This window comes from Pseudomonas sp. HB05 (assembly GCF_016756915.1).
Taxonomy (GTDB): Bacteria; Pseudomonadota; Gammaproteobacteria; order Pseudomonadales; family Pseudomonadaceae; genus Aquipseudomonas; species Aquipseudomonas alvandae.
In genome coordinates this window covers 1-8555 of the sequence record NZ_JAESPG010000025.1, presented here as the reverse complement: position 1 = coordinate 8555, position 8555 = coordinate 1, and the positions used below count along the sequence as shown (strand labels likewise).

The 8555-nt window shown below is 62.9% G+C and carries 6 protein-coding genes; 2 read left to right on the top strand and 4 right to left on the bottom strand.

Annotated features, from left to right (window positions below; translation table 11 throughout):
* Window positions 1–99: 99 nt before the first annotated feature.
* From JMN22_RS20770 to JMN22_RS20760, 3 genes are all read right to left on the bottom strand, one after another.
* Entirely contained in the window at window positions 100–1977 is a 1878-nt protein-coding gene (locus tag JMN22_RS20770; protein WP_198796391.1) for a feruloyl-CoA synthase, read from the bottom strand.
* A 144-nt stretch (window positions 1978–2121) separates the two neighbouring features.
* A complete protein-coding gene (locus JMN22_RS20765; RefSeq protein ID WP_198796390.1) occupies window positions 2122–3570 on the bottom strand; it encodes an aldehyde dehydrogenase in 1449 nt (482 codons plus the stop codon).
* 87 nt (window positions 3571–3657) lie between these two features.
* Window positions 3658–4488 carry a p-hydroxycinnamoyl CoA hydratase/lyase gene (locus tag JMN22_RS20760; RefSeq protein WP_030140645.1) on the bottom strand — a complete coding sequence of 277 codons (831 nt, stop codon included), beginning with the start codon at window positions 4486–4488 and terminating at the stop codon, window positions 3658–3660.
* Window positions 4489–4701: 213 nt separating this feature from the next.
* Between JMN22_RS20760 and JMN22_RS20755 the strand changes: the two genes are divergently transcribed.
* Entirely contained in the window at window positions 4702–5190 is a 489-nt protein-coding gene (locus tag JMN22_RS20755; protein ID WP_198796389.1) for a MarR family winged helix-turn-helix transcriptional regulator, read from the top strand.
* Between the two features lie 177 nt (window positions 5191–5367).
* Here the strand turns inward: JMN22_RS20755 and JMN22_RS20750 are convergent, their stop codons facing one another.
* Window positions 5368–6672 carry an OprD family porin gene (locus JMN22_RS20750; RefSeq protein WP_198796388.1) on the bottom strand — a complete coding sequence of 435 codons (1305 nt, stop codon included), beginning with the start codon at window positions 6670–6672 and terminating at the stop codon, window positions 5368–5370.
* 309 nt (window positions 6673–6981) lie between these two features.
* Here JMN22_RS20750 and mhpT point away from each other — a divergent pair, with 309 nt between their 5' ends.
* Window positions 6982–8208, top strand: coding sequence for a 3-(3-hydroxy-phenyl)propionate transporter MhpT (mhpT, locus tag JMN22_RS20745; RefSeq protein ID WP_030140642.1), 1227 nt, complete (start codon window positions 6982–6984; stop codon window positions 8206–8208).
* The last annotated feature ends 347 nt before the right edge of the window (window positions 8209–8555 follow it).

Below are 8555 nucleotides of genomic sequence, written 5' to 3'. Positions count from 1 at the left end.
GGCGCGACGCTCCGCCCCCCCCCCCCGCTCCCCCCCCCCCCCCCCCCCCCCCCCCCCCCCCCCCCCCCCCCCCCCCCCCCGCTCCCACAAAAAGCGCTTTCAGCCGGTGGTGCCGGCGCGCAGGACGGTTGGGTCTTCTCCCCGATACAGCGCCTCGACCTTGGCCGCGCGCCATTGCAACACGGCGCGCTGGTTGATCGAGCCTTTGTCGGTGATTTCCCCTCGGTCGATGGAGGCCGGCTCGTCGAGCAATGCGATCCATTCCACACGACTGGCGTTGCCATTGGCATCGCGGTTCAGGCGCTGCAACCAATCGGCAAACCATTGGCGCACCGGCGGGCTTGCCAGGACCTCGGCGTCGCTGGCGTCCGCGGCCAGGCCCGCGAGACGACGGCAGTCGTGCAGGCGCGGGAACACCAGCGCACCGAGGTGCGGGCGATCCGGCGCCGTCACCACCAGGTCCTGGACATACGGCGTGCCTTCGAGCACCGCGCGGTTGCGCAACGGCCCGACGCTGACGAACACGCCGGAGGACAGTTTGAAATCCTCGGCGATGCGCCCGTCGAACATCAGCCCCAGTTGGGGGTTGGCGGAATCGGCGAGCTTGATGGCATCGCCCGAGCAGTAGAAGCCGGCGTCGTCGAACACTTCGGCGGTCTGCTGCGGCGAACGCCAGTAGCCGGGCATGATGTGCGGTCCGCGAAAGCGTCCTTCGAACTTGCCATCCACCGGCACCAGCCGCACTTCGCAACCGGGCGCCGGCAGACCGATGTAGCCAGCCATGGACAGCGGCCCCGTGGTGAAGGTGCAGGACGGCGATGCTTCAGTCATGCCCAGGCCGGCCATCATGCGGATCCGTTCGCCGCAATGTTGCTCGGCGACTTTGTCGAGTCGATCCCAGGTGCTTTGGGAAAGGCCCGCCGCGGCGAAGAAGAACAGGCTGATGCGCTTGAAAAAGCGTTCGCGCAACTCGGCGTCCTGTTCCAGGGCGCTTACCAATTCTTCCCAGCCCTTGGGCACAGTCAGGTAGGCCGTCGGGGAAATTTCCTTGAGGTTGCGCAAGGTCTCAGCGAACCCCTGGACGGTGGGCTTGCCATCGTCCAGATAAAACGTGCCGCCGTTGTACAGCACGATGCCGACGTTGTGGCTGCCGCCAAAGGTATGGTTCCACGGCAACCAGTCCACCAGCACCGGCGGTTCTTCGCCGAACACCGGGAAGGTTTGCAGCAACATCTGTTGATTGGCGCAGAGCATGCGCTGGGTGGTGATCACCGCTTTGGGCAGCTTGGTGGAACCGGAGGTAAAGAGGAATTTGGCGATGCTGTCCGGCCCCGTGGCGGCAAAGGCACGCTCAGCCTCGACACCACGCGGTTGCGCGAGCAGGCTGGCGAAGCTTGTCCTGGTCCGGCCGGGTATGTCTCCACGCACCGTGACCAGGGGAACATCCGCCGGTAACACGGCGTTGATTGCGCGCTCGAACGGCGCGGCATCGCTGACGAACACCAGCCCCGGCTGCAACAGCTCGCAGACATGCCGCAGCTTGGCGAAATCCTGGGACAGCAGCGAATAAGCCGGCGACACCGGGCAATAGGGAATCCCTGCGTACATCGCGCCCAAGGCCATCTGCAAATGCTCGATGTCGTTGCCCGACAGCAGCGCCAAGGGTTTTTCCGCCGATAAACCATAGGCCAACAAGCCTTGGGCGATGGCCCGCACGCAGTCGAGCATCTCGGCATAACTGACGTGACGCCAGTCGCCCTTGTTTTCCCGGGCAGCGATAAAAGTCTGGTTCGGCCGTACCTCGGCCCAGTGCACCAGGCGATCGAGCAAACGCTGCGGCAACGGCGCCAAGGGTTCGAGGGAACGCATGTGCAGGACGCCCTGCTCTTCCTTCACTTCTACGGCGGGGTGACCAATCGACACCTGGCGATAGCGCACAGGCTCGGGCCGGGAGGATGATCTGAACTCGGAACTCACGGTGCATCTCCTCCATCAAGGCACGCTCGGGTCGCGCGAAGCGAGCGGAACGTGGCAGCACCTGGCTGCGGCCTTGTCATTGTTATGTCTGGCCTGCATCGGGCGATGGCTTTCGCGGCACACCGCCGGCAATGCGACGGATTTTCAGATCGGGTAATGCCGCGAACCGTTCTGCAACGTCACCCAGCGCAACTGGGTGAAATGCTCGATGGACGCCTTGCCGCCGAAGCTGCCGTAACCGCTGGACTTGACGCCGCCGAAGGGCATTTGCGCTTCGTCGTGTACGGTCGGGCCGTTGATGTGGCAGATGCCGGACTCGATTCGTTGGGCCAGGGCCAGCGCGCGGCTGGTGTCGCGACTGAAGATCGCCGCCGACAAACCGAACTCCGAATCATTGGCCAGGCGCAGCAGCTCTTCGTCACCCTCGCCGCGCAGCAGCACCGCCACCGGTCCGAAGGATTCTTCGCGATACAGGCGCATGTCCGGGGTAACCCCGTCGAGCAAGGTCGGCTGCAAGATGCTGCCGTCCAACTGGCCGCCCGCGACCAACTTCGCGCCTCTGGCCAGGGCATCGTCGATCAGGCCCTTGATGCGCTGGCCGGCGCTGGCGTCCACCAGCGAACCCAGCACCGAATCACTGGCCCCTGGATCCCCTGCGCGCAAGGTGGCGATCTTCGTCGTGAGGCGTTCGATAAAAGCGTCGGCAATGCTCGCATCGACGATCAAGCGCTCGGTGGACATGCAGATCTGGCCCTGGTTGAAATACGCCCCGAAAGCCGCGGCTTGCACCGCCGCATCCAGATCGGCATCGTCCAGCACCAGCAGCGGCGCCTTGCCGCCCAGCTCCAGCAATGCCGGCTTGAGGTGACGGGCCGACAATTCGCCGACGATGCGACCGACGTGGGTCGAGCCGGTGAAATTGACCCGTCGCACCGCCGGGTTGGCAATCAGGCGTTCGACGATGGCGGGTGCATCCGCCGGCGCGTTGCAGATGACATTGACGACGCCATCACCGAGGCCGGCGTCCTGCAATACCTGACCGATCAAACGGTGCACCGCCGGGCTGATTTCCGAGGCCTTGAGCACCACCGTGTTGCCGCACGCCAGCGGCATGGCGATGGCGCGGGTGGCGAGGATCACCGGGGCGTTCCATGGCGCGATTCCCAGCACCACGCCGCACGGCTGACGCAAGGCCATGGCGAAACTGCCGGGCACATCCGAGGGAATGACTTCGCCATTGATTTGAGTGGTCATGGAGGCGGCTTCGCGCAGCATGTTCGCGGCCAGGTGCACATTGAAGCCATACCAGTTGGCCATGGCACCGGTCTCGCCGGCGGCGGCGATGAACTCGCCGCTGCGGGCCTGCAATTGCTCGGCCGCGCGCAGCAAGCGCGTGCGACGTTCGTTGGGCGCCAACGCGGCCCAGGCAGGGAAAGCAGCTTGTGCGGCAGCCACGGCGGCGTCGGCGTCTTCCAATGTGGCGGCAGCGACGCGAGACACCACATCACCGGTCACCGGATTGCGGCGCTCGAAGGTCCGACCGTCACGGGCCGGGCACGATTGGCCGCCGATCAACAGGGGCACGTCCAGCATGGTGATTCCTCTTTATTGTCTTTATCGGAATGCATTCACAGTAGCGCCGGGAGCCGTGGGCGAACAGCTCCGAGGCGCCTTGTTGTCTCAACGCTTATAGGTTTGCAGGCCCGGCTTGATGCTCTTGTCGTCGAGGAATTGCTTCATCCCCTGCTCGCGTCCGCCTTCGGTGTCGAGCAGGCGCGACTGATCCAGCTTGGCGTAGAGGTAATCCTCGTTCTGCTCCCACGTCAGTTCGCGGCAACGCTTGAAGCCATGCTTGGCCGCACGCAGGACCACCGGGTTTTTCTCCAGCAGGTTGCGCGCCAGCTCGACGGTGACTTCACGCAGTTGCGCCAGGGGCACGCTTTCGTTGACCAGGCCCATCTCGGCGGCTTTTTGCCCGCCGAAGGTCTTGCCGGTCATGATGTAGTACAGCGATTGGCGATGGCCCACAGTGTCGGCCATGGCTTTGCTGACCAGGTTGCCGGGTGGGATGCCCCAGTTGATTTCCGAGAGGCCGAAGGTGGCTTCGTCGGCGCAGATTGCCAGGTCGCACGCCACCAGCGGGCTGAATCCGCCACCGAAACACCAGCCGTTGACCATGGCGATGGTCGGCTTGGTGTACATGCGCAGCAGTTTCCACTGCCATTGCGAGGCTTCGCGGCGAATTTTTTCCTGGAGGATTTCCGGCCCGGCGTCGACTTCGCGGAAGTATTCCTTGAGATCCATGCCAGCGGTCCAGGCTTCACCGGCGCCAGTGAGCACCAGCACGCCAGCGGCGGGATCCTGTTCCAGGGTTTCCAGCACATCGACCATCTCGCGGTTGAGGGTCGGGCTCATGGCGTTGCGTTTTTCCGGGCGATTGAGGATGACCCAGGCGATGCCGTCGTCGATCTCGACCTTGACCGTTGTCCAGCGACCTTCGTAGTTGCTCATGGCGCGTGCTCTCTTGTTCTTGGCTGAAGATGATCAAAAACTAACCCTGAATATTAGTTATGTCAATTAACTATTAACCGATTTACCTTTGTTTTTTCTGTAGCTGGATTGGCGCACTGAACGACAAATATGTGAACGACCGTAGCCATCGCCCGACAACCTCGGCAAACTGGATAGCGTTGTTAACCACTGAATTTGAGGATGCACTTTTCGATGGCCAAGTCTTCCAAGCTCGCCGACCCCGCCGCCGAGGCTCCGCTCGACGCCAGCGACACGCAGGCGTCGATGGATTCCGCCCTGGACGAGCTGATCGGCTACGCCTTGCGTCGCGCCCAGTTGAAGCTGTTCCAGAACCTGATCGGCCGTCTCGCCGTCCACGATCTGCGGCCCGCGCAATTTTCAGCCCTGGCGATCATCGACCAGAACCCGGGCCTGATGCAGGCCGACCTGGCCAAGGCGCTCGCCATCGAGCCGCCGCAGGTGGTGCCGTTGTTGAACAAACTGGAAAGCCGGGCCTTGGCCGTGCGGGTGCGTTGCAAGCCGGACAAGCGCTCCTACGGAATTTTCCTGAGCAAGACCGGCGAGACACTGCTCAAGGAACTCAAGCAGATCGCCACGGAGAGTGATCTCGATTCCACTGCCGCGCTTTCCGCAGCAGAGCGCGAGGAGCTGCTGCGGTTGTTGAAGAAGGTTTATCAATAGAAGACACCGCTCCCCCGTGGCGAGGGAGCTTGCTCCCGCTGGGTTGCGCAGCGACCCCAGGACAGTCCGACTCGTTTTACCCGAAGCTCCGCAGTCAATAGCCTGGGGCTGCTACGCAGCCAGCGGGAGCAAGCTCCCTCGCCACAACAGCCCTTCACACATCCCGATGTCCTTTCATCACCAAATCGGCACGCTGTACGTCACCAGAAACCGCGTCTGGTTTTCATCGCGAAACGCCGCCGTGCCGGGGAAATCGTTGCGATAGATCGATTTGCGCGCCAGCAGGCCGACGTTTTTCAGCGGACCGCTCTGGATCACGTAGCCAAGCTCCATCTGGAACTCTCGCTCCTTGCGATCCTCGGCGTTGAGGGCCGCGAGCTCGATGTGATCGCCACGCACGTAGCGCAACCGGGTCCGCAGGCCTGGCACGCCGACGGCGGCGAAGTCGTAGTCGTGGATCGCTTGCCAGGTGCGTTCCTTGGCATTGAGGAAGTCCGAGCTCATGGTCATTTCGCTCAAGCCCATCAGCTCGGTGCCAGACACGTACGGCGTCGCGGTGTCGCCGCTGGCATGCATGTAGCCCAGGCTCACGCGATGGCCGCCCAGGCGATACCCCACCAGCGCCGATACGTTGCGATTGTCCACCTTGCCAGCCTTGGCGGCGCCATCGTCGTCGCTGAAAAAGCTGCGCAGGTCGGTGGTCAGCACGCCGTCGCCCAGCGGCAGGTTGTGCAGCAATGCGAAGGTGTCCTGTTGGTACAGGTCAGCCACCTCGGCGTGGTAGACGCGCAGGCTGAGGTCCTTGTTGACCTGGTAATCGCCCCCCACATACGCCATATGGGACGTGGTCGCCGCGCCGTTGAAACGACGATTGGGCGACGCGATGGTCATGGGCTGGTAATCGGTGGAGTCGCGCCGGGCGATGCGGTCGATATAGCCGGTGTTCAGTGTCAGGCCATCGAAGTCCTTGGAGCTGAGCGTCGTCCCGCGAAACGTCTGCGGCAGCAACCGTGAGGGGCTGGCGAAAGCGAACGGCAAAAAGATCGACACGTCGCCGGTCTTTACGGTCGTCTGGGCGAAGCGCAGTTTTCCAGTCAGGCCCAGGCGCGAATACTCGTCTGCCGCGCGCTTATCGCTGGCGGACACCGGCAGCAGCTCAGTGCCGCTGCGATCCGGCGATGAGTCGAGCTTGATGCCGAGCAATCCCCGCGCATCGAGACCAAATCCGACCGCGCCCGGGGTGAACCCCGACTCCATGTTCATGAAGATGCCCTGGGCCCATTCCCGGGCCGCCGTCTTGGCGCCGTCGTCCTTGTAGTCGCGGTCCAGGTAGTAATTGCGCAAGGTCAACGTGCCATGGCTGTCGTCGACGAAGCCTTCGGCCCACGACGCGGCGGAACACAGGCTCAGACCGGCCAGGGCGAGCAGGTGAATGATCGGTGAAACGGCGGGCACGTGGGCGTACCGGATAACGTTCGGCATGTTCGATGTCCATTTTTTGTTGTTGTTTTTCTATCGAGGCGAGCGCCGGATGGCGGCCCCGCGGACAAAGAATGGAAATGATCGAGGCGCCTCGTCAATTGAGAATGTCCGATAATCGAACGTTAATATCTTTAACCAGTTTTACAAAGGACATGCTCTTTCCAAGCAAGCCTTTGATTTGCCGGGTGATCTGCGTCTGTTTTCCAGTCAGCACAGGACGATTCATTTTTTAGTTAGCTTTGTTATCTTAATCGCACCTGCTGGTTGCTTTGCGCCACAGTCCTGACAAAAACAATAAGAGGATTCGCCATGAACCATTCGCCGCGCCGGGCGACGTTGACCATCGCCTTGTGTTTCATCGTCGCGTTGATCGAGGGGTTCGACCTCCAGTCAGCCGGCACCGCTGCCGCCGGCTTGCGGCAGACGTTCAGCCTCGACCCGAAAATGATGGGATGGGTGTTCAGCGCGGGCATCATCGGGTTGCTGCCGGGTGCATTCTTCGGCGGCTGGATCGCCGACCGAATCGGTCGCAAGAAAATCCTGATCGCCGCCGTCCTGCTGTTCGGCGTGTTTTCCCTCAGCACTGCTTATGTCGAACAATTTTCCAGCCTGCTCGTGGTGCGCTTCATGACCGGACTTGGGCTGGGCGCCGCCCTGCCCAACCTCATCGCGTTATGCGCCGAAGCGGTAGGCGAACAGCGGCGCGGCACGGCCATCAGCGTGATGTACGCCGGTGTTCCCCTGGGCGGCGCACTGGCGGCAGTGGTCGCGATGACGTTTGGCGAGCATTGGCAGATGACCTTTTTCATCGGTGGCCTGGCGCCCTTGCTCGTGGTGCCGCTGATGCTGTTGTGGCTGCCGGAGTCGAGCGCGTTCAAGCAGGTCCGGCACGTCAGTGGCGAAGCCCGCAGCTCCGTCGGCCAAGCGTTGTTTGGCGAAGGTCGAGGCATGACCACGCTGGGTCTCTGGTTGAGCTATTTCTTCACCCTGACGGTGATGTACATGTTGCTCAACTGGCTGCCCTCGTTGCTCTTGGAACAAGGCTTCAGCAAACCACAGGCCGGCCTGGTGCAGATGTTGTTCAACATCGGCGGAACCCTCGGCTCGCTGCTCGGCGGCCTGCTGCTGGACCGTTGCAACGCCATCAAGGTCGTGCTCTTCGTTTACGCCGGGCTGTTGAGCGCCCTGGCCGGGGTCGGGGTGTCAGTCGGCATCGTGCCGATGGGCATTGCCGGGTTCGCCGCCGGGCTGTTCGTCATGGCCGCACAGCTGGTCCTCTACGCGTTGGCGCCACCCTCCTACCCCACGGCCGTCCGTGCCACAGGTGTCGGAGCCGCAGTGGCCATCGGACGCCTGGGCTCGGTGGCCGGGCCGCTGGCCGCCGGCCAGATCCTCGCGGCCGGGGCCGGTACCAGCACCGTATTGCTGGCGACCTCACCGGGACTGATAATTGCGACGCTGGCCATCCTCGGCGTGATCCGCAACGCGGGCGGAACACGGGTCAGCACGGTGAACTCGGCGGCGGAGCACTCCTGAAAACAGGAACAGCGGGATACACCGTGCTACCGCCTTCGCGAGCAAGCCCGCTCCCACATTGGATTTGTGGCGGTCACAAGATGCGCATACGCCGCAAAATCCTGTGGGAGCGAGCTTGCTCGCGAAGAGGCCGGTACTTTCAGCATCTCCATCGACTGTCACGCCGCCTTCGCGGGCAGGCTCGCTCCCACAATGGATTTTCGGCGGTCACAAGAAGCACATACACCGCAAAACCCTGTGGGAGCGAGCCTGCTCGCGAAGAGGCCGGTACTTTCAGCATCTCCATCGACTGTCATGCCGCCTTCGCGAGCAGGCTCGCTCCCACATTGGATTTTCGGCGGTCACAA